This is a genomic window from Kribbella sp. CA-245084, from assembly GCF_050942355.1.
GTDB lineage: Bacteria > Actinomycetota > Actinomycetes > Propionibacteriales > Kribbellaceae > Kribbella.
This window is the reverse complement of the sequence record NZ_CP192053.1, coordinates 9,115,449-9,140,478: the sequence shown is the minus strand read 5'-3', so window position 1 is coordinate 9,140,478 and position 25,030 is coordinate 9,115,449. Positions and strand designations below refer to the sequence as shown.

27 protein-coding genes and 1 pseudogene are annotated in these 25,030 nt (G+C 67.9%); 16 read left to right on the top strand and 12 right to left on the bottom strand.

All coding sequences use genetic code 11. The features are described 5' to 3' along the window. Positions 1–20: 20 nt before the first annotated feature. The 4 genes from ACQPYH_RS44025 to ACQPYH_RS44010 are packed head-to-tail and all read left to right on the top strand — an operon-like array spanning position 21 to position 4,183. Positions 21–1,634 carry an ATP/GTP-binding protein gene (locus tag ACQPYH_RS44025; RefSeq protein ID WP_242000365.1) on the top strand — a complete coding sequence of 538 codons (1,614 nt, stop codon included), beginning with the start codon at positions 21–23 and terminating at the stop codon, positions 1,632–1,634. Continuing rightward, the gene (locus ACQPYH_RS44020; RefSeq protein WP_130443133.1) at positions 1,634–3,478 is read left to right on the top strand and encodes a type IV secretory system conjugative DNA transfer family protein; all 1,845 of its coding nucleotides are present in this window, start codon (positions 1,634–1,636) and stop codon (positions 3,476–3,478) included. Before ACQPYH_RS44025 ends, ACQPYH_RS44020 begins: the two co-directional genes overlap by 1 nt. After that, complete coding sequence (locus ACQPYH_RS44015; RefSeq protein WP_432884508.1) at positions 3,468–3,845, top strand: DUF4913 domain-containing protein; 378 nt, start codon at positions 3,468–3,470, stop codon at positions 3,843–3,845. The genes ACQPYH_RS44020 and ACQPYH_RS44015 overlap by 11 nt, the downstream gene beginning before the upstream one ends. 2 nt (positions 3,846–3,847) lie before the next feature. After that, the gene (locus ACQPYH_RS44010) at positions 3,848–4,183 is read left to right on the top strand and encodes a YrdB family protein (RefSeq protein WP_432884506.1); all 336 of its coding nucleotides are present in this window, start codon (positions 3,848–3,850) and stop codon (positions 4,181–4,183) included. Here ACQPYH_RS44010 and ACQPYH_RS44005 read toward each other — a convergent pair whose 3' ends face one another. Both ACQPYH_RS44005 and ACQPYH_RS44000 read right to left on the bottom strand, forming a co-directional pair. Next, positions 4,184–4,912, bottom strand: a complete 729-nt coding sequence (locus tag ACQPYH_RS44005; RefSeq protein WP_432884504.1) for a hypothetical protein — start codon at positions 4,910–4,912, stop codon at positions 4,184–4,186. 41 nt (positions 4,913–4,953) lie between these two features. Further along, positions 4,954–6,276, bottom strand: coding sequence for an MATE family efflux transporter (locus ACQPYH_RS44000; protein WP_432884501.1), 1,323 nt, complete (start codon positions 6,274–6,276; stop codon positions 4,954–4,956). 400 nt (positions 6,277–6,676) lie between these two features. Here ACQPYH_RS44000 and ACQPYH_RS43995 point away from each other — a divergent pair, with 400 nt between their 5' ends. Then, complete coding sequence (locus ACQPYH_RS43995; protein WP_432894659.1) at positions 6,677–9,751, top strand: replicative DNA helicase; 3,075 nt, start codon at positions 6,677–6,679, stop codon at positions 9,749–9,751. Here the strand turns inward: ACQPYH_RS43995 and ACQPYH_RS43990 are convergent, their stop codons facing one another. Next, the gene (locus ACQPYH_RS43990; RefSeq protein WP_432884498.1) at positions 9,752–10,285 is read right to left on the bottom strand and encodes a helix-turn-helix domain-containing protein; all 534 of its coding nucleotides are present in this window, start codon (positions 10,283–10,285) and stop codon (positions 9,752–9,754) included. Between the two features lie 47 nt (positions 10,286–10,332). On the opposite strand from ACQPYH_RS43990, the pseudogene ACQPYH_RS43985 reads away from it, so the two are divergent. Then, positions 10,333–11,130 (top strand): annotated as a pseudogene (locus ACQPYH_RS43985) (alpha/beta hydrolase family protein); the annotation flags it as partial. A 164-nt stretch (positions 11,131–11,294) separates the two neighbouring features. On the opposite strand, the gene ACQPYH_RS43980 reads toward ACQPYH_RS43985, so the two are convergent. Next, positions 11,295–11,927, bottom strand: a complete 633-nt coding sequence (locus ACQPYH_RS43980; RefSeq protein ID WP_432884496.1) for a MerR family transcriptional regulator — start codon at positions 11,925–11,927, stop codon at positions 11,295–11,297. Positions 11,928–12,012: 85 nt separating this feature from the next. On the opposite strand from ACQPYH_RS43980, the gene ACQPYH_RS43975 reads away from it, so the two are divergent. Together ACQPYH_RS43975 and ACQPYH_RS43970 are read left to right on the top strand one after the other, a co-directional pair. Beyond that, positions 12,013–12,510: a DoxX family protein gene (locus ACQPYH_RS43975; protein ID WP_432884493.1), complete on the top strand. Its 498-nt coding sequence runs from the start codon at positions 12,013–12,015 to the stop codon at positions 12,508–12,510. After that, on the top strand, positions 12,507–12,908 hold the full coding sequence (locus ACQPYH_RS43970) for a hypothetical protein (protein ID WP_432884491.1): 402 nt from the start codon (positions 12,507–12,509) through the stop codon (positions 12,906–12,908). The genes ACQPYH_RS43975 and ACQPYH_RS43970 overlap by 4 nt, the downstream gene beginning before the upstream one ends. On the opposite strand, the gene ACQPYH_RS43965 is transcribed toward ACQPYH_RS43970, so the two are convergent. Then, positions 12,898–13,869, bottom strand: coding sequence for a helix-turn-helix transcriptional regulator (locus tag ACQPYH_RS43965; protein WP_432884488.1), 972 nt, complete (start codon positions 13,867–13,869; stop codon positions 12,898–12,900). The two genes, ACQPYH_RS43970 and ACQPYH_RS43965, sit on opposite strands and share 11 nt — an antisense overlap. Before the next feature lie 57 nt (positions 13,870–13,926). Here ACQPYH_RS43965 and ACQPYH_RS43960 point away from each other — a divergent pair, with 57 nt between their 5' ends. Further along, on the top strand, positions 13,927–15,180 hold the full coding sequence (locus ACQPYH_RS43960; protein ID WP_432884485.1) for an FAD-binding oxidoreductase: 1,254 nt from the start codon (positions 13,927–13,929) through the stop codon (positions 15,178–15,180). On the opposite strand, the gene ACQPYH_RS43955 is transcribed toward ACQPYH_RS43960, so the two are convergent. The 4 genes from ACQPYH_RS43955 to ACQPYH_RS43940 all read right to left on the bottom strand — a co-directional run bounded on the left by ACQPYH_RS43955 (position 15,119) and on the right by ACQPYH_RS43940 (position 17,631). Then, positions 15,119–15,670, bottom strand: coding sequence for a GrpB family protein (locus tag ACQPYH_RS43955; protein ID WP_432884483.1), 552 nt, complete (start codon positions 15,668–15,670; stop codon positions 15,119–15,121). The genes ACQPYH_RS43960 and ACQPYH_RS43955 overlap by 62 nt on opposite strands. Next, entirely contained in the window at positions 15,667–16,062 is a 396-nt protein-coding gene (locus ACQPYH_RS43950) for a RidA family protein (RefSeq protein WP_432884480.1), read from the bottom strand. Before ACQPYH_RS43950 ends, ACQPYH_RS43955 begins: the two co-directional genes overlap by 4 nt. A gap of 22 nt (positions 16,063–16,084) precedes the next feature. Beyond that, positions 16,085–16,486: a protein phosphatase gene (locus ACQPYH_RS43945; RefSeq protein ID WP_432884477.1), complete on the bottom strand. Its 402-nt coding sequence runs from the start codon at positions 16,484–16,486 to the stop codon at positions 16,085–16,087. A gap of 68 nt (positions 16,487–16,554) precedes the next feature. Continuing rightward, a complete protein-coding gene (locus tag ACQPYH_RS43940; protein ID WP_432884474.1) occupies positions 16,555–17,631 on the bottom strand; it encodes an ABC transporter ATP-binding protein in 1,077 nt (358 codons plus the stop codon). 192 nt (positions 17,632–17,823) lie between these two features. Here ACQPYH_RS43940 and ACQPYH_RS43935 point away from each other — a divergent pair, with 192 nt between their 5' ends. Beyond that, the gene (locus tag ACQPYH_RS43935; RefSeq protein WP_432884471.1) at positions 17,824–18,387 is read left to right on the top strand and encodes a helix-turn-helix domain-containing protein; all 564 of its coding nucleotides are present in this window, start codon (positions 17,824–17,826) and stop codon (positions 18,385–18,387) included. Next, positions 18,380–19,210 (top strand): SRPBCC family protein, encoded by an 831-nt coding sequence (locus tag ACQPYH_RS43930; RefSeq protein ID WP_432884468.1) that lies wholly within the window; start codon positions 18,380–18,382, stop codon positions 19,208–19,210. Before ACQPYH_RS43935 ends, ACQPYH_RS43930 begins: the two co-directional genes overlap by 8 nt. A gap of 8 nt (positions 19,211–19,218) precedes the next feature. On the opposite strand, the gene ACQPYH_RS43925 is transcribed toward ACQPYH_RS43930, so the two are convergent. After that, a complete protein-coding gene (locus ACQPYH_RS43925; protein WP_432884465.1) occupies positions 19,219–20,139 on the bottom strand; it encodes a LysR family transcriptional regulator in 921 nt (306 codons plus the stop codon). 82 nt (positions 20,140–20,221) lie between these two features. Between ACQPYH_RS43925 and ACQPYH_RS43920 the strand changes: the two genes are divergently transcribed. Then, on the top strand, positions 20,222–21,442 hold the full coding sequence (locus ACQPYH_RS43920; protein ID WP_432884462.1) for an MFS transporter: 1,221 nt from the start codon (positions 20,222–20,224) through the stop codon (positions 21,440–21,442). Between the two features lie 12 nt (positions 21,443–21,454). Then, on the top strand, positions 21,455–22,279 hold the full coding sequence (locus ACQPYH_RS43915; protein ID WP_432884460.1) for a phosphotransferase enzyme family protein: 825 nt from the start codon (positions 21,455–21,457) through the stop codon (positions 22,277–22,279). On the opposite strand, the gene ACQPYH_RS43910 is transcribed toward ACQPYH_RS43915, so the two are convergent. After that, positions 22,276–22,728, bottom strand: a complete 453-nt coding sequence (locus ACQPYH_RS43910) for a winged helix-turn-helix transcriptional regulator (RefSeq protein ID WP_432884457.1) — start codon at positions 22,726–22,728, stop codon at positions 22,276–22,278. The two genes, ACQPYH_RS43915 and ACQPYH_RS43910, sit on opposite strands and share 4 nt — an antisense overlap. Before the next feature lie 85 nt (positions 22,729–22,813). Here ACQPYH_RS43910 and ACQPYH_RS43905 point away from each other — a divergent pair, with 85 nt between their 5' ends. From ACQPYH_RS43905 to ACQPYH_RS43895, 3 genes are read left to right on the top strand one after another with little or no spacing between them, the layout of a single operon-like run. Beyond that, complete coding sequence (locus tag ACQPYH_RS43905) at positions 22,814–23,404, top strand: dihydrofolate reductase family protein (RefSeq protein ID WP_432884455.1); 591 nt, start codon at positions 22,814–22,816, stop codon at positions 23,402–23,404. A 12-nt stretch (positions 23,405–23,416) separates the two neighbouring features. After that, a complete protein-coding gene (locus ACQPYH_RS43900) occupies positions 23,417–23,797 on the top strand; it encodes a TIGR03618 family F420-dependent PPOX class oxidoreductase (protein ID WP_432884452.1) in 381 nt (126 codons plus the stop codon). A gap of 36 nt (positions 23,798–23,833) precedes the next feature. Continuing rightward, positions 23,834–24,523 carry a dienelactone hydrolase family protein gene (locus ACQPYH_RS43895; RefSeq protein WP_432884449.1) on the top strand — a complete coding sequence of 230 codons (690 nt, stop codon included), beginning with the start codon at positions 23,834–23,836 and terminating at the stop codon, positions 24,521–24,523. On the opposite strand, the gene ACQPYH_RS43890 is transcribed toward ACQPYH_RS43895, so the two are convergent. Then, complete coding sequence (locus ACQPYH_RS43890) at positions 24,501–25,013, bottom strand: putative immunity protein (RefSeq protein WP_432884446.1); 513 nt, start codon at positions 25,011–25,013, stop codon at positions 24,501–24,503. The genes ACQPYH_RS43895 and ACQPYH_RS43890 overlap by 23 nt on opposite strands. Positions 25,014–25,030: the final 17 nt, after the last annotated feature.

The following is a 25,030-nucleotide window of genomic DNA, read 5'->3' as shown; positions in this document are numbered from 1 at the left end:
GTGACCTCTGGGGAGTCACAGTGAGCCAGAAGCAGAAGAAGCCGGTCGATCCGAGCAAGCGGGGCAAGCGGCCGATGCCGCGGGGTTGGCCCGGCCCGGGCGGCGGCTACTCGACGTACCTGCAGGCTGCGCCCGAGTGGCGCGGGACGACGGTGCAGGTCTGCGGCATGTGGCCGTTCGCGGCCGGCACCGGCAGCCCGATGGTCGGTGTGCCGATCGGTCGGAACATCCTCTCCGGCGCGACCATGTGCTGCGACCCGATCAGCTGGTTCATGCGGGCCAAGCTGATCTCGAACCCGTCGATGTTCGTGCTCGGCAAGCCGGGTCTGGGCAAGTCGACGATCACCCGGCGGATGGCGCTCGGCCTGGCTGGGTACGGCGTGATGCCGCTCGTGCTGGGCGACCTCAAGCCCGACTACAAGGACCTGATCGAGGCCCTCGGCGGCCAGGTCATCCAGCTCGGTCGTGGCCGTGGGCACCTGAACGTGCTCGACCCGGGTGAGTCCCGCGAGGCCGCGCTCCGGCTGACCGGCAAGGCGCGCGAGGCGATCCAGGCCGACGCGCACGGCCGCCGGCAGACGATGGTCTCGGCGCTGATCTCGATCATGCGCTCGCAGCCGCCGAACGACCGCGAGGAGACCATCCTCGACGAGGCGCTCAAGGTCCTCGACGAGCGCTTCCAAGGTACGCCGGTACTGCGCGACCTGCTCCAGGTCGTGCAGGACGCCCCGGACCGGGTCCGCAACGTGGCCCTCGACCGCGGCAGCCTGGACCGCTACCGGCAGATCACTGAAGGCCTCGAGGCGTCGCTGATCGGTCTGGTCGGCGGCGGCCGGCTCGGCGAGATCTTCTCCGAGCAGACCGACAACCCGATGCAACTCGACCGGCCGGTCGTGTTCGACGTGTCCAACATCGACGACTCCGAGACCAGCCTGCAGGCCGCCGTACTGCTGGCCTGCTGGTCGTACGGGTTCGGCGCGGTCGCGGTCTCGCAGGCGCTGGCGGACGCCGGCCTGGAGCCGCGGCGGCACTACTTCGTCATCCTCGACGAGCTGTGGCGGGTGCTGCGGGCCGGGAGCGGTCTGGTCGACCGTGTCGACGCCCTGACGCGGCTGAACCGGCAGCGTGGTGTCGGGATGGCGATGATTTCGCACACCATGTCCGACCTGCTGGCGCTGCAGAACCCTGAGGACCGGATGAAGGCGAAGGGCTTCGTCGAGCGTTCGGGCATGGTCATCTGCGGCGGTCTGCCGCGGGCCGAGATGGAGAACCTGACCGAGGTCGTGCCGATGTCCCAGGAAGAGCAGAACATGCTCATCGGCTGGCAGGACCCGCCCGCCTGGGACCCGGCCACCGGTCAGGAAGCCGCGCCTCCCGGGCGAGGCAACTTCCTGGTCAAGGTCGGTGGCCGCCCGGGCATCCCGGTGCACGTCGGCCTGACCTCGGTCGAGCGGGAGATCAACGACACCAACAAGCTGTGGAAGACCGGCGAGGACGGCAAGCCGCTGAAGGTGGAGGTCGCACCGGACGGCAGTGAGGCGGTCGTCGGCGAGTACAGCCTGGACGATCCGGCGATGCTGCCGCCGCCCGACCCCACCACCCGAGTGGTCGCCCGAACGGGAGTTGACGAGTAATGGCCCAGGGCAGGAAAAGCACCGGACCGGGCGGGCTGTCGCCCGAGTCGATCCTGATCTTCGCCGCCGTCGGTGTGTTCGCACTGGTCGTGTTCTCGCTCTGGGGCGCGATGAAGGTCGCGGCGGCGATCAACGGCTCGCCGCCGGTGGGCAACCCGTTCGACGCGATCGTCGATCTGATGAAGGGACACCTGGACTGGTCCGGCGCGGCCACCGGCGTACTGATCATCGAGCTGGTCGTGCTGTTCGGTCTCGTCGGCACCGGCTTCTGGTACTTCCGGAGCCGGCAGAAGTCGGTCGGCCGGGTCGACCGGCAGGCGCAGCTGATGTCGAAGCGGTCGGAGATCTACAAGCTCACCCGCGAAGGCGCGCAGGAGAAGGCGAACCAGCTCGGCGCCGGGCACGCGGGTCCGGGCATCCTGATCGGCCGTACCGTCCGGGACAACCTCGAGGTCTTCGGCAACTGGGAAGACATGCACGTCGACATCTGGGGTCCCCGAACCGGTAAGACCACGTCGCGCGCGGTGCCGGCGATCCTGGACGCACCCGGGTGCGTCGTCGCCACCTCCAACAAGCGCGACATCGTCGACGCCACCCGCGGGCCGCGCACGGAGAAGGGCCCGGTCTGGGTGTTCGACCCGCAGGAGGTCTGCGAGGAGCCGAACACCTGGTGGTGGAACCCGCTGAGCTACATCACCGACGAGACCAAGGCCCGCGAGCTGGCCGAGCACTTCGTCGCGTCACAGCGCCAGGTCGGCGCCCAGACCGACGCGTTCTTCGACGCCGCCGGTACGGACCTGCTGGCCGGTCTGCTCCTCGCCGCCGCGGTGGCGAAGCGCCCGATCACGCAGGTGTACAGCTGGCTCGCCGACCAGCGCAACGACGAGCCGGAGCGGATCCTGCGCAACACCCCGGGCTTGCAGATGTCCGCGGATGCGCTGTCCGGTGTCATCAACGCGCCGGACAAGCAGCGCGCGGGTGTCTACGGTACGGCGCAGCAGAGCGCGCAGTTCCTGATCAACCGCAAGGTCACCCGCTGGGTCGTCCCGAGCGGGCCGAACGACAACCGCCCGCAGTTCAACCCGCACGAGTTCGTCCGCAAGGGCGGCACGCTGTACAGCCTCTCCAAGGAAGGCGCCGGTACGGCGGGACCGCTGGTCACCGCGCTGACCGTGGCCGTCGTCGAGGCGGCGGAGCAGTTCGCCCGCGGTTGCCCGATGGGCCGCATGCCCAGCCCGCTGGTCGGCGTACTGGACGAGGCCGCGAACGTGTGCCGCTGGAAGAACCTGCCCGACCTGTACTCGCACTTCGGTTCGCGCGGCATCGTGCTGATGACGATCCTGCAGTCCTGGGCGCAGGGTCAGGAGTGCTGGGGCGACCACGGCATGCAGAAGCTGTGGGGCTCGGCCAACATCCGGGTGTACGGCGGTGGCGCGGCGGACGCGTCCTTCCTCGAGAACCTGAGCAAGATGATCGGCGACTACGACATCAACTCGAACTCGGTGTCGTACAACGAGGGCAAGCGCGGGACCAGCTCGCAGGTCCAGCGGCACAACATCATGGAGGTCTCCGACCTCGCCTCGATGCCGCCCGGTCGCGCGGTCGTGTTCCCGTCGGGTATCCCGGCGACGCTGGTGAAGACCGTCCCGTGGTTCACCCGGCCGGACGCCGGTGCGGTGAAGGCGTCGCTGGCGAAGTACGATCCGGGAGCGGCTGCGAACGTCCCGGTGAGCAACAACCCGTGGGTGTCGGCAGGCACCGGCGGACAGGCGCCCCCGCCGCAGCGCGGCCCGGACCGGCCGGTCTGGGAGCAGAACGAAGGGGACAACCGAGGTGGATGGTGAACAGGAGCTCTTCTATCCACACGTCGCGGCGTTCGTCGAAGACCGGCTGATCTACCTCTACACCCGGCGGCTCGGGCAGCAGTTCGTCTGGTGCCCCGAGTGGTATCGGCACGCGGAGGCACTCAGCCGGCTCGACTCGATCTGGCGTGCGTGGGAGCACCTGCGGCTCGACCCGGCGACCGGGATGTCGGTCTGGTGGCGTGACCACGCGGACCCGCACATGATGGCGCTGCTCGACCCGGACGGCCCGTTCGCGGCCTGCCGGAACAACATCCACACCGACTACCCGATCCCGCCGCTGCCGGTGCAGGAGCCGCCGGCCGGCCTGTTCTTCGACCAGCGCCAGCCGAACATCCGCGGTATCTGAGCATGTGGAAGTGGAGCAACCTGCTGCTGGCGTTCCTCGTCGAGCTGGTTGCCCTAGGCATCTTTGCTTGGTGGGGCTGGGACACCGGCGGTACGACGCTCGTCCGGTGGCTGCTCGCCATCGGGCTGCCGGCTGTAACGGCGGTGGTCTGGGGACTGTTCGCAGCACCGACCGCCATCCGCGGTACGCCGGCGGTGCGCTGGATCGTGAAGGTGCTGGTGTTCGGCCTCGCGGGTGCCGCCCTGTGGAGCCTGGGGCACCCGCTGCTCGGCGTGGTCTTCGTCGTCGTGGTCGCGGCGAACCTGGCGATCATCCAGACGCAGAAGCTGCAGCCCTAGCTACAGTTCCAGGTCGGGCTCGGCGCTGCGGTCGGTCTTCCGCTTGGTCCTGAGCCGGCTGCGGACGTTGCGGCGGGCCTGGGGGAGCTGCGCCTCCGGAGTCTCCTTCGGCGGGTTCTGTACTGCGTAGCGCGGGTCCGGCGACACCTCACGTCGGTACTCCCGCGCGGAGGCGTCGTACCGGTCAGCGAGCCGGTCGTCGGACTCGGCCTGACGAGCCTCGATACCGCTGGCCCGCTCGTCGCGTCGGCCCTTCGCTGCGAGCTCCGCCGATCCGCGCTCGTCGGGGTGCGCGGCCGCTTCGTCCAGCTCGTGCCTGCCACGCGCGAGATCCTTGATGGACTGCTGCGTCTCTGTGGTGGCGTAGCCGCGGTACCGGTCGCGGGCCGCCTCGTCGGCGTACGCGCGCTTCATCGCCAGCTCGGTCTCGGCGGTGGCGTCGAGGAGCTGCCCGCGGTCGCGGACCTCCTCCAGCTCGTGCTGGTCCTTGGTCGCGAGTTCGATCCGCTCTGCGTGGGCGGCGTCCTCTTCCTCCAGACGGACCTGCACTTCCTGCTCGGCGCGCCGCTCCGCGTCCTCCTCGGCCGTCAGGTCCGCGATCGGACGCCGGTCGGCCTCGGCTCGCGCCTGTGCGGCACGCCGCTCACGGGCGGCCTCAGTGTCGTCGTCACCGGACTCCCGCTGGACGGGGTCGAGCTCGACGGACTGGTCGTCGTCGGTGTCGGGCATGCCGCTCCTTTCCTTCCGCTCCACGATGCCGCACCGCAGGGTCAGCGAGTAGCTCCGGTGACGAGCCAGCCGTCGCGGCGCTCACGGATGGTCAGCGTGAGGAACCGGAGCAGCATGTACCCGCCGAACGCCCACCAGAGCGCGACGATCCCACCGCCGAGCCAGAGCACCGCCAGCGCCAGCGGTACGTACAGCACGAGAGCGATGACTCCCGCGACGGCCAGATACTTCCCGTCGCCCGCGCCGATGAGCACACCGTCCAGCACGAACACCACGCCATTGACCGGCTGCCACAGCGCGGCGACGATCAGGATGGCCGCGAGGGTACGGCGTACCTCGGGATCGCTGGTGAACCACGGGACGTAGATGTCGCGCAGGCCCCACAACGCGAGGCCGCCGATCACGCCGGAGAACAGGCCCCACCACATCATCCGTCGGGTGATCGTGCGAGTGCCCGCGACGTCACCGGCGCCGAGCGCGCGGCCGGTGAGCGCCTGCGCGGCGATCGCGATCGCGTCGAGGGCGAGGGCGAGGAAGGACCACAGCGTGAACGCGACCTGGTGCGCGGCGACTGACGTCGTACCCAGGGCGGTTGCGACGAAGGTGAGCAGAATGATTGCCGCACGCAACGTCAGTGTCCGGACGATCAGCGGCACGCCCATCTGCGCGGACGCGAGGATGCCCGGCCGGTCCGGTCTCAGTTTGGCGCCGTCGCGGCGGGCCCCGCGGACGACCACCACCACGAGCGCGATACCGGCGCCTGTCTGCGCGAGCGCCGTGCCGAGGGCCGAGCCGGCGATGTTGAGGCCGATGCCGTAGACGAGGAGGACGTTGAGACCGATGTTCGCGAGGTTGGCGGTGATCGCGACGACCATCGGGGTCTTGGTGTCCTGCAGTCCCCGCAGTACGCCGGTCGCGGCGAGCAGGAGCAGCATCGAGGGGATCCCGAAGCACGAGATCCTCAGATAGGTGACTGCATAGTCAGCCACTTCGGGCGACGGATCGAACGCGGCGATGGCCTGCGGCGCGAGGGCCAGGCCGAGCAACGCCAGTACGACGCCGAGCAGCAAGGCCAGCCAGAGTCCGTCGATGCCCTGCGCCAGCGCGCCTTTGTGATCGCCGGCGCCGATCCGCCGCGCGACAGCGGATGTGGTGCCGTAGGCAAGGAACACGCAGACGCCGACGAGGGTCTGCAGGATGGTGCCGGCGACGCCGAGCGCGGCGAGTTGCGGCGTACCGAGGTGGCCGACGATCGCGGAGTCCGCGAGCAGCATCAGCGGCTCGGAGACCAGCGCGAAGAACGCCGGGACGGCCAGCCGGAGGATCTCCCGATCCTGTTCGCCCACCCATCGTCTGCGTCTCACGGGGCGAGGTTACCCACGACGACCGCGGGCTTCGGAAATTCGTCTCAGACTTTTTCTTCTCCACAGTTGTGAATGGGAGAAACCGCAGGTCAGAGCGATGTCGTGGGCAAACGTCCACAGATATCCACAGGGTTGTTCGCAGCCTGTGCACAGCCCTTCACGGAGTTTCCCACAGTTCGTCCACACCCCCTGTGGACGGCTGGGTGGCTTTGGGTGACGGCAGCGGCGTACGGTCGCGAGGCCTGCTGCCGGAAAGTGTCGGCGGGCCGGGCTACGGTTCGAGCAGGTGTTCGAACCGGCCACACTGGCCGGGCGGCGGCGGACGAGGAGGTCGGGCGAAGTGAGCGTGGCGGAGTTCCGCGGGGGCCAGGACGGCGGCCACGAAGAGCGCAGGCCGGAGATGGGCTTCGACCGCACCCCACCGCAGGACCTGGCGGCCGAGCAGTGCGTGCTCGGCGCGATGATGCTGAGCAAGGACGCGATCGCCGACGTCATCGAGACGCTGCGCGGCACGGACTTCTACCGCCCGGCGCACGAGAGCGTCTTCGACGCGATCACCGACCTGTATGCGCGGGGTGAGCCGGCCGACGCGATCACCGTCGCCGCGGAGCTGACCAAGCGCGGCGACATGGCCCGGATCGGCGGCGCGCCGTATGTTCATACGCTGGTCGCCTCCGTCCCGCTCGCGGCGAATGCCAGCTACTACTCGCATATCGTCCGCGAGAAGGCGATCCTCCGCCGGCTGGTCGAGGCGGGGACGAAGATCGTCCAGCTCGGGTATGCCGGTGAGGGCGAGGTCGACGATGTCGTCGACGAGGCGCAGGCGGAGATCTACTCGGTCACCGAGAAGCGGACCGCCGAGGACTACGCCCCGCTGAAGGACATCATGGAGGGCACCCTCGACGAGATCGAGGCGATCGACTCCCGCGGCGACGCGATGGTCGGCGTGCCGACCGGCTTCACCGATCTCGACGAGCTCACCAACGGGCTGCACCCCGGCCAGATGATCATCGTCGCCGCGCGTCCCGCGATGGGGAAGGCGCTGGCCCTCGACACCCCGCTGCCGACGCCGACCGGCTGGACCACGATGGGCGAGGTCGCGGTCGGCGACCAGTTGCTCGATGCCAGCGGATTGCCGACCACCGTGGTCGCGGCGACCGACGTGATGGTCGACCGGCCCTGTTTCCGGCTGTCGTTCTCCGACGGCAGCGCGATCGTCGCCGACGCCGAGCACCAGTGGCTCGTTGAGGACGGCGGCCGCCCGGTGGTCTGCACGACCGCCGACCTGTACACGGCGATGTCAGCGAGTCCCGGACTGACACCGTCGATCCCCGGGTCGGCGCCGCGGCAGATCACCGGGCACGGCTTCCCGGCCGCGCTCGTCGGTGAGGGCGAGCGCCGGGTGGAGTGGGTCGACCCGGTCGTCGGCGTACCGGTGCGCTGCGTCGAGGTCGACAACGCCGACCATCTGTATCTGGCCGGCAAGACGATGATCCCGACCCACAACTCCACGCTGGGCCTGGACTTCGCCCGCTCCTGCTCGATCAGGCACGGCCTGACCTCCTGCATCTTCTCGCTGGAGATGAGCCGCAACGAGATCACCATGCGTCTGCTCTCCGCCGAGGCAAAGGTCCCGTTGCACCACATGCGCAACGGCAAGATGACCGACGAGGACTGGGCCCGCCTGGCCCGCAAGATGGGCGAGGTCTCCGAGGCCCCCCTCTTCATCGACGACTCCCCGAACCTCACCATGATGGAGATCCGCGCCAAGGCCCGCCGCCTGAAGCAACGCCACGACCTCAAGCTCATCATCATCGACTACCTGCAGCTGATGACGTCCGGCAAGAAGGTCGAGTCCCGCCAACTCGAAGTCTCCGAGTTCTCCCGCTCCATCAAGCTCCTGGCCAAAGAACTAGAACTCCCCGTAGTAGCCATCTGCCAGCTAAACAGAGGCTCCGAACAACGCTCCGACAAACGCCCCATGGCCTCCGACCTCCGCGAATCGGGTTGCCTGACGGCGGACACCCGGCTGATGCGGGCAGACAACGGTGCGGAGATCTCGCTCGGCGAGCTGCTCGCGACGGACGCTAAGGACATCCCGGTCTGGTCCCTCGACGACCGGCTCAAGCTGGTTCCGCGCACGCTGACCCACGCCTTCCCGAGTGGGGTGAAGGAGGTCTTCCGGCTGAAGCTCGCCTCCGGCCGGGAGATCAAGGCGACCGCGAACCACCCCTTCCTCACGTACGACGGCTGGAAGCCGCTGGGTGAGCTGTCGCCCGGCGCGAGGCTGGGATCGCTCCGGCACGTCCCGCCGCCGCTCGACGTGACCCCGTGGGACGAGGACGAGCTGACGTTGCTGGCTCACCTCATCGGTGACGGGTCCTTCGTCAAGCGGCAGCCGATCCGCTACGCGAGCATCGACGAGGCCAACCTGGCCGCGGTCGGCGAGGCAGCTCACCGTCGTTTCGGCATCACCCCGATCCGCGACGAGTACGCCGCCGCGCGAGTGACCACGCTCCGCCTGCCCGCGCCGTACCGACTGGCTCGGGGCAAGCGCAACCCGATCGCCGCGTGGCTCGACGGTCTCGGCCTGTTCGGTCTGCGCAGCCACGAGAAGTTCATCCCGGCCGGCGTCTTCGCGCTGCCCAAGGAGCAGGTCGCCCACTTCATCCGCCACCTCTGGGCCACCGACGGCTCCGTCCGTTGGGACGCAAAGGCCGGCCAGGCACGCATCTACTACGCCAGCACCAGCCGCCGCCTCACCGACGACCTGGCCCGCCTCCTCCTCCGCCACAACATCTTCAGCCGGATCAAGACCGTGAAGAAGGCGGGGTACCGCGACACCTACCACCTGTACATCTACGGCGCGGAGAACCAGCTGCGGTTCTGCGACGGCATTGGCGTACACGGCCTGCGTGGGTTGAAGGTGCTGGAGGTCGCGACGGCTCTGCGCGATGTGAAGGGCAACACCAACCTTGACACCGTGCCGAAGGAGGTCTGGTCCAAGGTTCGCGAGGTCCTTGCCGCACGCAACGTCTCGCACCGCGAGTTCGCCTCCGCCATGAGCACCCAGTTCTCCGGCTCGACGATGTGGAAGCACGCCCCGAGCCGCCAGCGCTTGGCGAAGGTCGCAGACATCCTCGACAACGCCGATCTCGAGGTCCTCGCCACCAACGACATCTTCTGGGACACAATCACCACGATCGAAAGTCTCGGCGAGCAAGAGGTGTACGACGCCACCGTCCTAGGCACCCACAACTTCGTCGCCGAGGGCATCGCTACACATAATTCCCTGGAGCAGGACGCCGACGTCGTCATCCTGCTTCACCGTGAGGATGCGTACGAGCGCGAGTCCACCCGACCCGGCGAAGCCGACTTCATCGTGGCCAAGCACCGTAATGGGCCTACCGCTGACGTGGTGGTGGCGTTCCAGGGGCATTACTCGCGGTTCGTGGATATGGCTCACGACGGGTGATTAGTGCGGGTTCTCTGGGGCGGGTAAGAGGACTTGGTAGGCGACTCGGCGGTGGCGGTTCTTGGTGGGCTTGTTTGTTAGCCGGGAGCGCAGTAGTGCTGTGAGGTCCGTCAGGAAGTCGGCGTACTCCGCGTCGGTCAGCCACATCGCGCCTACGCGGTAGTCGGCGCCGTCGTGGCCGGGGGCTGGGTCGTGGGCCAGGTAGCGGTCGAAGTCGGCCAGGAGGCCGGCGATGTAGGCCATAAAGGCTTGGGTGTGGTCCTCGAGGGACATCGATTCGATCTCGTCGGGCTGCAGTCGTGCGGCCAAGAGGCGCAGGGTGTACGTCTTCTCGACGCTGCCACGACCCTGCCGCTCGGCGACGACCTGCAGTACGCCCGCCCGCGTGAGGGTCGCGATGTGCCGGTACAGGCTGGGGGTCGGTACGTCGTCGAGCTCGGCGGCGATCTGCGCCGTGGTGAGGGCGCGATCTCCCAGGAACGCCTTGACGATCCGCAGCCGAACCGGGTGCAGGAGAAGGTCCGCGCTACTCACACAGGCACCCTACGCCATTGTTCTCAATTCTGATAACATTCATACCCATGACAGAGCGCGAGGTGTCATGGCAGCTCGACGGCATCACGATGTACGGCACGCTGGTCAGGCCGGACGGTGCAGGCCCGTTCCCCGCCGTCGCACTGGTCGCAGGCAGTGGACCCACGGACCGGGACTGGTGTTCCCCGCTGCTGCCTGGCACCAACGGCAGCGGCCACCTCCTCGCCGATGCGCTGGCCGAGGCAGGCATCGCATCCCTGCGGTACGACAAGCGGGTGTCTGGTCCGCACGCGGCCGAGAACGTGCCGAAGCTCATCGGCAAACTCAGTATGCAATCGCACCTCGACGAGCTGGCCGCAGCCGTCGGCACCCTCGCCGCCCAGGAGTACGTCGACGCCTCGCGCATCGTCGGACTGGGCAACAGCGAGGGCACCCTCCACGTGCTCCACTACGCCGTCAGCGCACAAGACATCCCGTTCGCGGGCATCGTGCTCGCGGCGCCGCCCGGCCGGCCGATCAGGGACCTCCTCTTGGCCCAACTGGGACTCCAGGCTGCCCAGCTCCCCAACGGCGACGAACTCATGGAGCTGGTCCGCGCCGCAACCGACCGCTACGAGGCGGCTCAGCCGATGGACCCCGACCCGCAGATCCCCGAGCAGGTGAGGATGGTGCTGGCCAGCTTCGAGACGCCCGCCAACCTTCCCCTCGCCCGCGAACTGTGGTCCGAGGATGCGACCCGCGCGTTGTCGGAGGTCAAGATCCCGACGCTCGTGCTGATCGGCGTACACGACCTGCAGGTCGACATGCATGCGGACGGCGATCCGTTGCAGGCAGCCGCCGCCGGCATGCTCAACATCACGTTCGCCTTCCCACCCAACGCCAACCACGTCCTCAAGCACGAGACCCGGACCGCGGCAGAGGTCATCGCAACTCCAGGCAACGGCTACAACGCCGGCGACGCCCGCCTGGATCCCGAAGCCCTGCAAACCATCCTCAGTTGGGGGTCGAGTCAGCTGCTCGTCCAGCGGTCGGCGGAGATTGATTCTTGGGCCAGTAGGCGTAGGGAGGAGATCAGGGTTTCGCCGAGGATGGTGCCTATTACTACTGATTCGGCTAGTTGGTCTCGGGTTGGGTTGGCTGTGACGGCTTCGATTTCTAGGGCTGTGAAGCGTTCGACTGCATCGGCGTAGGTGTCGAGGTGGGCGGCCAGGGTTGGTTGGCCGAGGGTGTGTAGGGCGGCGATGGTGTCGATGAGGGTGGCCAGGGCGGGGGCTTCGGGGTCTACCTTCCAGCCGCGGGTGGTGATGAGGTCGGTGACCTGGGCGGTGGCGGCGGCTCGGGCCTCGTCGGTGGCGGTCAGGCGGCGGGTGGGGGTGAGGGCTCGGTGGGCGCGGCCGATTTGTTCGTGCAGGGGTTCGGTGTCGGAGTCGAGTGATTCGAGAATCTCCTTGACCTGAGCGACCGGGACCTGCGCCAGCTCGATCAGTGCGCGGATCAGGCGCAGCCGTCGGACGTGCGCCTCGCCGTACGACGCCTGGTTCGGGCTGGTGAGTTCGCCGGCGGGGAGCAGGCCCTCGCGCAGGTAGTACTTGATCGTCGGCACCGGTACGTCGGTTGCCTTGCTGAGTTCCCCGATCCGCATTTCCCTTGCCTTCCCGTCGCCTGTGATGGATAGTATCAGTATCCATAAGCGGATATCGCAACTATCCATAAAGGAGTGACCCACGATGATCCCCCTAGTGCTGATCCTTGCGACCATCGGCTTCCGGGCGCTAGGCACGCTCGGCGTACGACGGTTCACCACCTGGCCGGTCGCCGCGGCGCACGCGATGGCGGTGATGCTGCTGTTCACCGCGAGCGCACACTTGGTTCCGGCCAGCGTCACGGTGATGCCCAACCACGCCGACATGGTGCGGATGGTGCCGCCCTTCCTGCCGTACGCCGATGCGCTCGTCTACCTCACCGGCGTACTCGAGCTGCTCGGCGCCGCCGGCCTGGTCATCACCGCGACCCGCAAGCCGGCCGGCTACGCACTGGCCGCCCTGTTCGTGGCGCTCCTTCCGGCCAACATCCACGCCGCGGTCGCGCACGTACCGTTCGCCGGCGGCGAGGCGACCCCGCTCTGGCAGCGCATCCCCGAGCAGATCCTCTACCTCGCCGTAGCCCTGTGGGTCGCGCGATCCGCCCGCAGCATCACATCAGTCAAGGAGTACGTGTACGCATGACCGACGCATCCCGCACTATCGCCGGCGTCATCCTGCTCACCATCGTGACGATCCAGTTCGGCGGCTACTTCATGACGAAGATCGTCCGCGGCCAGGTGCCGATGACCGGCTTCCAGAAGTCGTTCGCACGAGCCGGCCACGCCCACGCCGGCGTACTCGTGATCCTCAGCCTGGTCGGGCTCCTGTACGTCGACCAAACGGGCCTCACCGGGTTCTGGCTCTGGGTCGCGCGGCTGGCGATCCCGGCCGCAGCCATCCTGATGTCCGGCGGCTTCTTCGCATCATCGGCCGGCAAGGACCGCACCCAGCCCAACCAGTTCCTCTGGATCCTGTGGGTCGGCGCAGCGTCCCTGGCAGTCGGCGTACTGACCCTTGGAATCGGACTGATCACTGCGTGACGAAGGCTTGCGTGAGCCGCGCCCCCACCCGACCGATGAGCGCAGCCGTCTCCGGAGTCGCGTGGTCGACGACGAAGGGGCCGAGCGCCGCGACGGCGGCGACCTGGGTCAGGAGCATCGCCGGTGTGTCCGCGCTGAAGCGGACCATGCAGGACGAATCATCAACAGGCTCGACGATCCCGCGGACAACACCTTCGAAGGTTGCGGAGACTGTAGCCGCGGGAGCCTGCACGGTCAGATGGACAGAGTGCTGGTACTGCGCCGACGTGAACGACTCGACCAGATAGGTTGCCGCGTCCGGTGCCGGAAGCGCCCGAGCCGTGAAGCGGTGGAGTGTCGAGGCAACGTTGGAGATCCGGTCGACCCGGAAGATCCGCCAGTCGTCCCGCCCCGGATCGAACGCGAGCAGGTACCACCGCCACGCCAACGTCAGCAGCTGATGCGGTTCCACCCGCCGGCGCGTCGCCCCGCGCGCCCGGCCGTGGTAGTCGAAGGCAACGATCTCGTGGTTCCGGCAGCAGCGTGCGAGGACCGCGAGCACCCCCGGTGAAACCTGCGGTACGCCGGGCCGCGGGATCGCCTCCGCGGACGAACTCACCGCCGCGAGCTGGGGCCGCAATCGCGCCGGCAAGACCTGCTCCAGCTTGGCCAGCGCGCTCATCGAACTGTCCGCCATCCCGCTCACCCCACCGCCGGCCGCGCCCACCAACCCCAGCGCGACGGCGATCGCCTCGTCGTCGTCCAGCTGGACCGGCGGCAGGTTCGTCCCCGAGCCGAGCCGGTAGCCGCCCGCGGTCCCGGTCGTCCCGGTGACCGGATAGTCGACCGATCGCAGCCGGTCGACGTCGCGTCGTACCGTTCGCTCCGTGACGCCGAGGCGGTCGGCCAGCTCGCGGCCGGACCACTCGCGACGGCTCTGCAGCAGCGACAGCAACCGGAGCAGGCGGCCAGGCATATCCATGAGAACAGGATGCCTTGCGGACAAGAACTGTCCGCAAGGGTCCATAGCGTGAGCTTCATGATGCTGACGACGACAAGCCCGGAGTACGACGACGCGCGCCATGGATTCCAGCGGCGGGACCCGCATCGGCCTGAGGTGATCTTCCCGGTCACCAACGCGACCGACGTCGAGGAGGCGGTGCGCTACGCGATCCATCACGACAAGAGGATCGCGGTGCAGGCATCCGGCCACGGTCTGACCAGAGGCATTGCCGGTGGCGTGCTGATCGCGACCAGTGCGTTCAATCACGTGACGGTCGATCCGGACAAGAAGACAGCGTGGATCGAGGCGGGCGCGACCTGGCGGGACGTGCTCGCCGCGACCGCGGCGTACGGCCTCGCGCCGTTGTCAGGTAGCTCGCCCGGTGTCGGCGCGATCCCGTACACGCTCGGCGGTGGGCTCGGGTTGATGGCAAGGCGGTTCGGGTACGCCGCGGACCACGTCCGGCGGATCGAGCTCGTGACCATGGACGGCGTACGGCGGGACGCTGACGCGGACCTGTTCTGGGCGACGAGGGGTGGCGGCGGGAATTTCGGTCTCGTGACCGGGATCGAGGTCGACCTGTTCGACGTACCGACGCTGTACGGGGGCAGCCTGTACTTCGATCTCGCGGAGCACCCGACCGCGCCGGAGGTGTGGAGCGAGTGGACCCGGTCCGTGCCGGAGGAGGTGACCTCGGCGATCGCGATCCTGCCGATCCCGGACATCCCACAGGTGCCGGCGCCGATCCGCGGCAAGTACATCGCGCAGATCCAGCTCGCGGTCCTCGGCGACAACGGCGAGGAGCTGATCAAGCCGCTGCGCGCGATCGGCGAGCCGGCGCTCGACACGGTGGGGGAGTTGCCGTACGTCGACTCCGGGCAGATCTTCGCGGAGCCGGAACGCCCCGACAGCTACAGCTCCCGCAACGTCCTGGTGAGCGATCTCGATGCGCTGTCGACCTTGCCGAAGCCGGCCGCCGGGGCTCCGATGCGCGTGATCGGCATCCGTCATCTCGGCGGTGCCCTCGCCCGCGAACCCGAGATCCCGAACGCAGTCGGCCACCGCGAGGCGGCGTACTCGCTGACCGTCATCGGCGAGCCCGAAGCGCAGGAGGCGGTCCTCGAGCCGTGGAAAGCATCGACAGTCGGCCGGTTCCTCAACTTCAGCTACGCGCCGCTGACTCCTGACGAGGTTGCCGAGGGCTACGACCCGGGCGACTACGAGCGGCTCACCGAACTTCGTCGTCGGTACGACCCGGACCGTCGGCTGTGGGCGAATCACCAGCTCTAGCGATCAGTTCCTCGACAAGCGCGCCCTTGCCGTCGACGTAGGCGGCGCGGTCCGTGGTGAGCAGGTGCGCCAGCTCGCGCTTGCGGGCGGCGTACCGCTCACGAGAAACCGGGTCCGCACGCAGGTGATCCCGAAGCAGCACATGATCCCGGTGAGCTTCGTTGCCTTCAACAACGACATACAAATGGTGGTAGTGGGCAACGTTCGGCGGCAACGCAAACGCCTCCCGGCCGGGGATCCCGGCATCGCCCTCATGACGGTAGCCCGCGGCAACCAACCGCTCGATCGCCGCGGGCACCACATCGGCCGACCGTACGACGACGTCGATATCGATGATCGGCTTCGCCGCCAGACCGGGTACGGCGGTGCTGCCGACGTGCTCCACGACATGCGGCAGCCCGGCCAGGAACGGCTCCAGAGCCGCTGAGATCTCCGCGAACCACAGCGGCCACCGCGGATCGTAGGAGACAACCTCAGCCGGAGCGATCACAGCGCCGCGGTCACGTCGACCTCGACCAACTGCCCGGGGAAACCGAGCTGAGCCACACCGAGCAGCGTGCTCGCGGTCGTGAAGGCAGGGCCGAGCGGAGACGCGTTGAGCTGAGTCCACACAGCGGACAGGTCCTCGCGGTCAGGGCTCGCGACGTAGATGACTGTGCGGACGACGTCCGAAGGAGTGGCGCCGGCAGACTCCAGCGCGGTCAGGATGTTGCTGATGACCTGCGCGGTCTGTCCTTCCAGACCACCCGCCGCCAGGTCGCTCGACGGTTGCAACGGACACTGCCCGGCTAGGTAGATGAGTGTGTCGGCCTGGACGGTGGTGACGTGGTGGTAGCCGGGGGTCTGGTGGAGTCCGTTGGGGTTCGTCCGCTCGATGCTCACGCCTCGAACCCAACGCGAGAGCTCAGCCCGCGGTCAACAGATTTAGCACGTAGCGCTTCTGCCACGGCGTCTCCACAGCGTGCTTGTCGAAATGCGCACGGACGTACGCAACTGCCTGATCAGCAGGCACCCCATCCAGCACAGCGACACAGGCGAGCGCCGTACCTGTCCGCCCGCGACCACCACCGCACGCGAACTCGACCCGTCCGATCGAAGCCCGATCCAACGCCTCGCGGAAGATCGTCAACGCGGCAGCGCGATCCACGGGGAGCCGGAAGTCCGGCCATTTGATCCAGCGCGTCTCCCACGGCACGTCGGGCGGTTCCGACCCGAGCAGATACACGCCGTACGTCGGAAATGGCGCTGCCGCCGGGCCCTTCCGCAGACTACGTCCACGGACGAGGCGACCCGACGGCAGCTCCATCACACCTGGTGCGTCTCTCTCCCAATGACCCACAGGGTCAAACTACAAGGCGAAAGGCGGTGGCGGGATCAAACTACAAGGCGCTCCTCGGTCGAGGTGGAGAAGAGGTGCAACTTCTCCGGGTCCGGAGCGAGGTAGATCTCGGCGCCCTTGTCGTTGTGCAGGCGGGTGCCGATGCGGGCGATGATCTGCTGGTTCTCGGCGTGGTCGGCGGTCCCGTACAGGAACGCGTCCGAGCCGAGTTCCTCGATCACCGAGACCTTGACCGGAAGACCCTTGTCGGCGATATGCAACGCCTCCGGCCGGACCCCGAGGGTCAGTGTCTTGTCGTCGCCCGCCTTGGCCAGCAGTTCGCGCGCGATCGGTACGACGTAGTCGCCGATCTTGGCGCCGCCGTCGACGATCTCGGCGGTGATCAGGTTCATCGCCGGCGAGCCGATGAAGCCCGCGACGAACTTGTTGCGCGGCCGGTCGTACAGGTTCAGCGGGGTGTCGACCTGCTGCAGGACGCCGTCCTTGAGTACGGCGACGCGGTCGCCCATCGTCATGGCCTCGACCTGGTCGTGGGTGACGTAGACGGTGGTGACGCCGAGGCGGTGCTGCAGTTCGGCGATCTGGGTGCGGGTCTGGACCCGGAGCTTGGCGTCGAGGTTCGACAGCGGCTCGTCCATCAAGAACACCTTCGGGCTACGCACGATCGCGCGGCCCATCGCGACGCGCTGACGCTGACCGCCCGACAGCGCCTTCGGCTTGCGCTCAAGGTACTCCTCCAGGCCGAGCAGCTTGGCGGCTTCCATCACGCGCTTGGCCCGCTCGTCCTTGTGGATGCCCTGCATCTTCAGTGCGAACCCCATGTTGTCGGCGACCGACATATGCGGGTAGAGCGCGTAGTTCTGGAACACCATCGCGATGTCGCGTTCCTTCGGCGGGGCGTTGGTGACGTCCTTGTCGCCGATGTAGATACCGCCCTCGTTCACCTCTTCGAGCCCCGCCAGCATCCGCAGCGCGGTCGACTTGCCCGAACCCGACGGTCCGACGAGCACCATGAACTCGCCGTCGGAGATATCGAGATCGAGCTTGTCCACCGCGGGGAGGTCGGTGCCGGGGTAGACCCGGGTGGCTCCCTTGAACGAGACAGTTGCCATGTTGCGCTTCCTCTCCTTCGCCGGCAGGAACGTGCCGGACGATCCGTAGCAAAGGCCCCCAGGTCTTGGGTGTCTGCTTGGTGACGCATCAGCAAGCACTTCTTACAACGAGCGAACCCCCGCTCACATTCCTAAGTGATGTAAATCTCCTGATTGACAAAAGAGATTTTTACGTACAAAGTTCTTTGTGTGATGAGAGACGTGATGCACCTGGAGCAGCTCGAACAGGCCGAGGCGCTGTTCAAGCCGCAGCGGATCGAGGTGCTGCGGCGGCTGGCTGAGCCGGCCACCTGTAGTGAGGTGGCCGAGCAGCTCGGGCAGACTCCGCAGCGCGTCTACTACCACGTCAAGCGCCTCGTCGAGGCGGGTCTGGTGACCCAGGTGGACGAGCGCAAGGTGCGCGGCATCCACCAGGGCATCTACCAGGCGACGGCTCGTTCGTACTGGCTGTCGCCGACGCTCGTCGGCCGGATCGGCGGACTCCGCCGGACCCGCGACGAGCTGAGCCTCGGCTACGTGCTGGACCTGATGGAAGAGGTCCAGACCGACATCGCCGCGCTGGATCGGTCGGCTCCGGAGCTGCCGTCCATCGGGGTGTCCGGTGAGATCCGGGTTCCACCCGACCAGCGGCGGGAGTTCTTCGAGGACCTGCGCGGCACGCTGCAGGACCTCTTCTCGCGCTACGGCGGCACTGAGGGCGACGCCTTCAAGCTCGCCGTGGCCTGCTACCCCAAAGGAGACCAAGACCATGACTGAACCACTCGTTCTGCAAGTGCGCGCCAAGGCCGGTATCGACGAGGTCCGGCAGGCGCTGACCGATCCGAAGGCCCTCAACCTCTGGCTCGGCGAGCACTCGAACGTCGACCTGCCCGGCACGTTCGAGTTCTGGGGCCGCTACATCCCCGAGGGCGACGCACCCCACCAGCGCGTCGTCGGGTACGACGGAAGCACGCTGACGCTGGCGTGGACACTCGGCGGCGAAGAGACCACCACCGAGCTCACCCTCACGCCGGACGCCGACGACGCGACCGTGATCAGGCTGTCGCAGACGGGTTTCGACTTCGCGGACGCGATGAGCGGCGCCAACATTCGCGGCGTACTGCAGACCTTCTGGTCGCTGGCGCTGGCCAACCTCGTCGACCACCTCGAGGGGCGCGAGCTCACGGCCAGGCCGGACTTCACCTCGCCGGTCTTCGAGGGCGAGGTGCTGATCGACGCGCCGATCGCAGAGGTGTACTCGTCGCTGACCGAGTCCGAGAAGGCGTCGGCCTGGTTCGGGTTCCCGATCGGCATCGACGCCCGGAAGGGCGGCCGGTTCGCGATGGGCGGGTTCGACGTCAATCCGGGCGTCGAGATCGTCGACCTGGTCGAGGGCCGGAAGATGTCGACGGACTGGGGTCCGAACGGCATCAGCACCTGGGAGCTCGCCGAGTCCGACGGGAAGACCCGGCTCACCTTCGTGATGAGCGGATTCGACGAATCCAACCCGCCGTACGCCGCCTGGCTCGGCTGGCTCAGCGGCGTCGCAGCCCTACGCCGGTACGCCGAGCTGCCGAACTGGTCGATCTGGGCCGCCTAGAAGTACGCCTAGAAGTACGGCCGGGTGCTTTCGCCGATCAGATCGAGCAGGGCGGTCACCGCCCTGCTCGGTCGCCGTCCGGCCGCTGTTGCCACCGACAACGTCCAGGTCAGCTCGGTGCCCTTGATCGGCACCTTGGCGACATCAGGCTCCTCGGCCAGTTCGAGATCGGGCACTACAGCCACGCCGAGCCCGACCCGGACGTAGTCGGGGATCGTCGTCAGTTCGGGGACCTCGACCTGGATCCGCCGCGGCATCCCGATCGTGTCGAAGGCGCGATCGACCATCTTCCGGTTGCCGAAGCCGGGCGGCATGTCGACGAACCGCTCGCCGGCCAGCTCCTCCAACCGGACGCCGGGCATACCATGCGGTTTGGTATGGCGAGTCCGGCCGGCCAGCGGATGCGACGCAGGCAGTAGCGCGACGAACGGGACGGTCGCGATGTCCCGGACGTCGAGCCCGCCCATCTCAGGTTTCGGCAGCCCGAGCAAGGCGACGTCCAGCCGGCCGTGGCGTACGTCGTCCGCGAGACCGGTGGAGCCGGTCGGCGAGGTGGCGACCTGGACCTCGACCAGCGGGTACTTGCGGTGGAACGCGCCCAGGAGCTCGGCCATGTTCACCATATTGAGCCGAGCCAGTGTCCCGATCCTGACGTTCCCGCGGAGCCCGGTCGACGCTTCCTCGACGGCAGCCCGTGCGCGATCCAAGGCCTCGAGCGCAGCCTTTGCCTCAGGCAACAAAGCCTGGCCGGCCGCCGAGAGTGCGACCCGCCGGGTGGAGCGGTCGAAGAGCGTCGTCTTCAGATCGGTCTCGAGGGCACGGACGGCGGCCGACACCGTGGACTGCACGGTGAACAGCCGCTGCGCCGCCCGGGTGAAGCTCAGCTCCTCGGCGACGGCGACGAAGTACTCCAGCTGTCGGCTGTCCACACCGCCAATTATCGGATCTGACGATAAGAGCGTGCAAGAACTTTCGTTGGACTCGATAGATCCCGCGCGGCACGCTGGGAACATGTCCACCATGACGTCTTCGCGGACCGGCGTACGGATCCGGGTCGCACATGCTCCCGGCTTCTGGGTGATCGCGGCGGCCTTCCTCACCACGATGGCCTTCTCGACGATCCCGACTCCGCTCTACGCGATCTACCAGCAGCGGGACGGGTTCCCGACGTACGTGATCACGGTGATCTTCGCCAGTTACGCGGTCGGCGTGATGGCGTCGCTCTACCTGGCCGGGCATGTCAGTGACTGGCTCGGTCGCCGCCGGGTCGCGCTGCTCGCCGTACTCGCGGAGGCGTTGTCCGCCGCGATCTTCCTGAGCTGGTCGTCCGTTCCCGGTCTGCTGGTCGCGCGCTTCATCTGTGGCGTCGGCGTCGGCGTACTGACCGCGACCGCTACCGCGCACTTGTCCGAGCTGCGGCAGGTCGCGCGGCCGGACGAGGACCCGAGCCGGTCGGCGTTGATCTCGAGCATGGTGAACCTCGGCGGGCTCGCGTTCGGTCCGCTGATCGGTGGGCTGCTGGCGCAGTACGTGTCGGCACCGCTGCAGCGTCCGTACGAGATCTTCCTCGTGCTGCTGTTGCTCAGCGCGGTTGGGATCGCGCTCGTGCCGGAGACCGTGGAGCGGCTGGAGGAGCGACCGGCGTACCGGCCGCAGCGGGTGGCGTTGCCGTCATCGGCTCGTCCGCTCTTCTTCGCGTCGGCGATCGGTGCATTCGCGGCGTTCGCGATCTTCGGGTTGTTCACCTCGCTCGCGCCGACGTTCCTCGCCGGCGTACTGCATCACACCTCGCGCCTGCTCGCCGGTGTCGTCACGTTCGCCGTCTTCATCGCGGGCGCGGTGAGTCAGGCCGTCTTCGTCCGGCTCTCCCGTCCGCATCAGCTGCGGTTGGGCCTCGTCGCGATGTCCGTCGGCCTGGTCGGCGTCGCGGCCGGCGGCCTCATCCCGAACCTGTGGCTGTTCATCATCGGCGGCATTGTCGCCGGCGTCGGCGTGGGCCTCGTCTTCCGCGGCGCTGTCGCGACTGCCGCGTCCCTGGCCGACCCGAGTTCACGCGGCGAGGTGCTCGCCGCGCTCTTCCTGATCGCGTACGCCGGGTTGGCGATCCCGGTCCTCGCGATCGGACTGGGTATCGCGCTCCTCCCCGCCCAGGTCGCGCTGCTCGTCTTCTCCATCCTCATCCTGATCCTGGTGAATGCCGCCGTACTCCGCATGCTGGCCGCCCACAGGTGATGTGATGCGGGGGTGGATCTCGAACGCGACTACGGGCTGACCGTCTCTTCGCTGCAGCCGCACGCCGGCGGGTTCGCCACCGACGGCTGGGTGGCTGACGAGCAGTGGTTCGTGAAGATGTGGAAACCAGGCGAGCCACCGATCGGGCTTGAGCTCCTGGGCGAGTTGCACGCGCTCGGACTCCCGGTCGTGGAACCGGTCCGGACCGTGCAGGGCGACTTGTTTGCAATGGACGGCGGACGCGCGTATGCCGTTTTCCCTTACCTACAAGGGCGTACGGCGACGTGGGACGACTGGCGTGTCGCCGCGCGGGCGTTGCGGCAGATTCACGAAGTACCGCTGAAGGTGGACCTACCGCCCGCGGACATCTCCGAGCCGTGGATCGCCGAGCTGGGGCGGAACCTGCACCACCCGTGGATCAAGGATCGCGGGGACGAGGTGGCTGCGGCGATCGCGCGGTTGGACGGCGTACGTGCACGTCTCACTCCCGTGCGGAACGTCGTGTGCCACACGGACATGCACGGCCTGAACCTGCTGATCGACGACGCCGGGGAGGTCGCGGCGATCCTCGACTGGGAGAACGCCGTCATCGGGCCTCGTGAGTTCGACGTCTGGGTCGGAGCGGACGGGAACGAGCTCGGAGAATTTCTCAACGAGTACGGCGCCGACGACCTGGACCTCGATCACCTCGAGTTCGCGCTCCTCGCCCGCGGCCTCCGGGACATGTCGGCCCGCGTGCTGAACAACGTCGATCGACCAGGCGTCGACACCTGGGGCTTCGACCGAATCGCCCGGTTGGACACCGACCTCGACATGTTCCGCCCGTACTGCTCCTAGACGGCCGCGCCCGGACCGGGGAGTACGTCGATGTCGTTGGCGTGCATGGGCTTGCCGCAGTGGGAGCAGTTGAGCTCTACGTGGCTGATCTCGCCGCAGGCGTGATGCCGGTACAAGACAGGCGGCCCTGCTTCGCCGGCCAGCCATTTGTCGCCCCAGGCAACCATCACCATCAGGACGTCGATCAGCTCGAGGCCCTTGCCGGTCAGGACGTACTCGTACCGCGGGCGATTGTCGTACGGCCGGCGCTCGAGCACGCCGCGGTCGACCAGATGGTTCAGCCGCTCGGTGAGGACCTTGCGGGAGATCCCGAGGTCCGCCTGGATCTGCTCGAACCGCGACATCCCGACGAAGATGTCGCGCAGGATCAGCGGCGACCACGGCTCGCCCATGACGTCGAGCGTGCGCGCGATCGAGCACGCCATCTCACTGAAGTCTGTGCGCTGCATGACCTCAGCTTAGCAATTGGGGTTCCCTGAAGGAACTCCACGTGTTAGCGTTCCCTCAAGGAACTCCAAACGGAAGGTGGGAACGATGAGCAAGGTCTTGGCAGCCCTCGCGGTCTCGGTCGACGGATACATCACCGGTCGCGACTCCGGTCCGGACCGCGGCCTCGGCGACGCGCCGATGCTGTTCGACTGGTACTTCGACGGCGACACCCCGAGCCAGGTCTTCGACGGCTTCAAGCTCAGCGCCCCGAGCGCCGCGATGTTCGACGCACTCGCCGGCCGGGTCGGCGCGGTCATCGCCGGACATAAGACGTACGTCGACTCCAGCCACTTCGGCGGCGGTAGCCCGCATGCCAAGGCGCCGTTGGTCGTGCTGAGCCACGGTCCGGTGGCGGAGATCAGCGAGCAGCAGACGCTCGCCAACACCATCGAGGACGCGGTCGCCGCGGCGCGCGACATCGCGGGCGGCAAGGACGTCGGGATGATGGGCGGCGGTGCTGTGACGGCAGCGCTGAAGGCCGGGCTCGTCGACGAGCTCGTCCTGCACCAGGTGCCGATCCTGCTCGGCGGAGGCCGGCCGTTCTTCCAGGAGCTCCCCGAGCACGTGCGGCTCAGCCTCGTCGAGGCAGTGCCCGCCCCGGGTGTCACCCACCTCCACTACGCAGTCGTCCGCTGAAGGAGCAGAACCATGTTGAAGCCCGCCGTACGCCGTGCCGTCGAGAGCAACTCGATCGCCCATCTGGCCACCGTTCTCCCGGACGGTTCGCCGCACTCGATCCCGCTCTGGGTCACCACACTCGACGACCGCATCATCTTCCTGACCGGTCCCGACTCGCAGAAGGCGCACAACCTCCGCCGCGATCCGCGCGTCGCCCTCTCACTCGCGCCCGTCGACAGCCCGTACGAGCCGATCATCATCCGCGGCCGCGTCACCGAATGGATCGACGGCGACGCCGGCTGGGCCCTCGTCGACCAGATCGCCATGAAGTACCTCGGCCAGCCCTACGGCCGAGACCAGGACCGCGTCATCGGCGTCATCGAGCCGGAGCACCAGACCGTTGGCGTCTAACCGGAGCACCAGACCGTCGGCGTTTAAGATGCGCGCATGGGTGTGACGGTGACGGTTGGGGAGCAGGACGCTTATCTGGCGCGGGTCGGGCGGGTCGGCATGTTGTTGTTGCCGATGATCACCGGGATCGGCGAGCAGGTGCGGGCGTGGGCCGATGAGTTGGCGGGGGAGGGGATCACCGCGCTGGCGTGGGATCCGTTCAAGGGGCTCAGTACGGACAACACCAGTCGGCAAGAGCTGAGTGGTTTGCTGCGGCAGATGGACGACGACACTGCCCTCGCCGAGCAGAGCGCGCTGCTGGACTACCTCTTCGACGAGCTCGGGTGCAGCAAGGTCGGTGTGATCGGGTGGTGCCTCGGCGGGCGGTTCGCGTTCCTGCTCGGGGCGCGTGACCAGCGGGTCGCGAATGTCGTCGCCTTCCACCCGACCGTTCCGTCCGATCGGCCGCCGCATCACACGTACGACGCGATTGCCGAGGCGGCCGGGATCACGGCGCCGGTGCTCGTCAGCTATCCGAGCGCGGACACCGCCGTACCGAATTCGGACTTCGAGACGCTGCAGACCGTGTTGCAAGCCCGAACGGCCGGCGCGACGTTCACGCAGTACTTCCCGGGTGCGGACCACGGCTTCTCGGACAAGTCGCGGCATGACAAGGACGTGAACGCGGACGCGTTCAAGCTGGCTTGGCCGCAGGCGTTGGCGTTCATGAAGGCGACGGTTGCCTGAGCGCCGACTCCAGTTGGCGGTGCAGGTCCCCGAGCCGGGAACGACCCGGCGTGCCTTCCGGGTAGCGGAGTATGAGGTCCCGGACCACAGGTGGGACTCGTTCGATTGCCCAGCTGACGAGGGGCTCGCGCCCCGCCAGTTCGTGCGCGTACGCCGCATACTGCGCCGCCCCGACGGTGTGCTTGACCTGGGTGGCTGCCGCCAACGGATGCAGGTACGCCGAACCCGCCGCCGCAACGGCTGCCCGCGCTGCAGCCTCCGCGGCCGGATCGTCTACCTCGCCTGCCGCTTTCAAGGCGCCCCACGCAGCCGTCCGGATCGCCTTCGTCCTGTTGCCTCCGGCACCGAATTCGCGGGCGACCTCGATCGCCTCGCGCGGCCGGCGATCGTCGGGAGTGACCGCCTCGTAGAGAGGCAACGCCCGCTCTGCGCAGTCCGCGCTCCAGAGGCTGAGCTGCCGTAGTTCGTCGAGGCTCACCGCGATCTCCATGAGCCTCAATCGTATCG

Excerpts from the sequence above, each read along its gene's own strand:
- ACQPYH_RS43895 (WP_432884449.1), top strand. The coding sequence starts at position 23,834 with ATGGGTGTGACGGTGACGGTTGGGGAGCAGGACGCTTATCTGGCGCGG.
- ACQPYH_RS43945 (WP_432884477.1), bottom strand. The coding sequence starts at position 16,486 with ATGGAGCTGCCGTCGGGTCGCCTCGTCCGTGGACGTAGTCTGCGGAAG.
- ACQPYH_RS44010 (WP_432884506.1), top strand. The coding sequence starts at position 3,848 with ATGTGGAAGTGGAGCAACCTGCTGCTGGCGTTCCTCGTCGAGCTGGTT.
- ACQPYH_RS43970 (WP_432884491.1), top strand. The coding sequence starts at position 12,507 with ATGACCGACGCATCCCGCACTATCGCCGGCGTCATCCTGCTCACCATC.
- ACQPYH_RS44005 (WP_432884504.1), bottom strand. The coding sequence starts at position 4,912 with ATGCCCGACACCGACGACGACCAGTCCGTCGAGCTCGACCCCGTCCAG.
- ACQPYH_RS43995 (WP_432894659.1), top strand. The coding sequence starts at position 6,677 with ATGGGCTTCGACCGCACCCCACCGCAGGACCTGGCGGCCGAGCAGTGC.
- ACQPYH_RS43940 (WP_432884474.1), bottom strand. The coding sequence starts at position 17,631 with ATGGCAACTGTCTCGTTCAAGGGAGCCACCCGGGTCTACCCCGGCACC.
- ACQPYH_RS43960 (WP_432884485.1), top strand. The coding sequence starts at position 13,927 with ATGATGCTGACGACGACAAGCCCGGAGTACGACGACGCGCGCCATGGA.
- ACQPYH_RS43890 (WP_432884446.1), bottom strand. The coding sequence starts at position 25,013 with ATGGAGATCGCGGTGAGCCTCGACGAACTACGGCAGCTCAGCCTCTGG.
- ACQPYH_RS43965 (WP_432884488.1), bottom strand. The coding sequence starts at position 13,869 with ATGGATATGCCTGGCCGCCTGCTCCGGTTGCTGTCGCTGCTGCAGAGC.
- ACQPYH_RS43935 (WP_432884471.1), top strand. The coding sequence starts at position 17,824 with ATGAGAGACGTGATGCACCTGGAGCAGCTCGAACAGGCCGAGGCGCTG.
- ACQPYH_RS43930 (WP_432884468.1), top strand. The coding sequence starts at position 18,380 with ATGACTGAACCACTCGTTCTGCAAGTGCGCGCCAAGGCCGGTATCGAC.
- ACQPYH_RS43975 (WP_432884493.1), top strand. The coding sequence starts at position 12,013 with ATGATCCCCCTAGTGCTGATCCTTGCGACCATCGGCTTCCGGGCGCTA.
- ACQPYH_RS44020 (WP_130443133.1), top strand. The coding sequence starts at position 1,634 with ATGGCCCAGGGCAGGAAAAGCACCGGACCGGGCGGGCTGTCGCCCGAG.
- ACQPYH_RS43980 (WP_432884496.1), bottom strand. The coding sequence starts at position 11,927 with ATGCGGATCGGGGAACTCAGCAAGGCAACCGACGTACCGGTGCCGACG.
- ACQPYH_RS43900 (WP_432884452.1), top strand. The coding sequence starts at position 23,417 with ATGTTGAAGCCCGCCGTACGCCGTGCCGTCGAGAGCAACTCGATCGCC.
- ACQPYH_RS43920 (WP_432884462.1), top strand. The coding sequence starts at position 20,222 with ATGTCCACCATGACGTCTTCGCGGACCGGCGTACGGATCCGGGTCGCA.
- ACQPYH_RS43910 (WP_432884457.1), bottom strand. The coding sequence starts at position 22,728 with ATGCAGCGCACAGACTTCAGTGAGATGGCGTGCTCGATCGCGCGCACG.
- ACQPYH_RS43905 (WP_432884455.1), top strand. The coding sequence starts at position 22,814 with ATGAGCAAGGTCTTGGCAGCCCTCGCGGTCTCGGTCGACGGATACATC.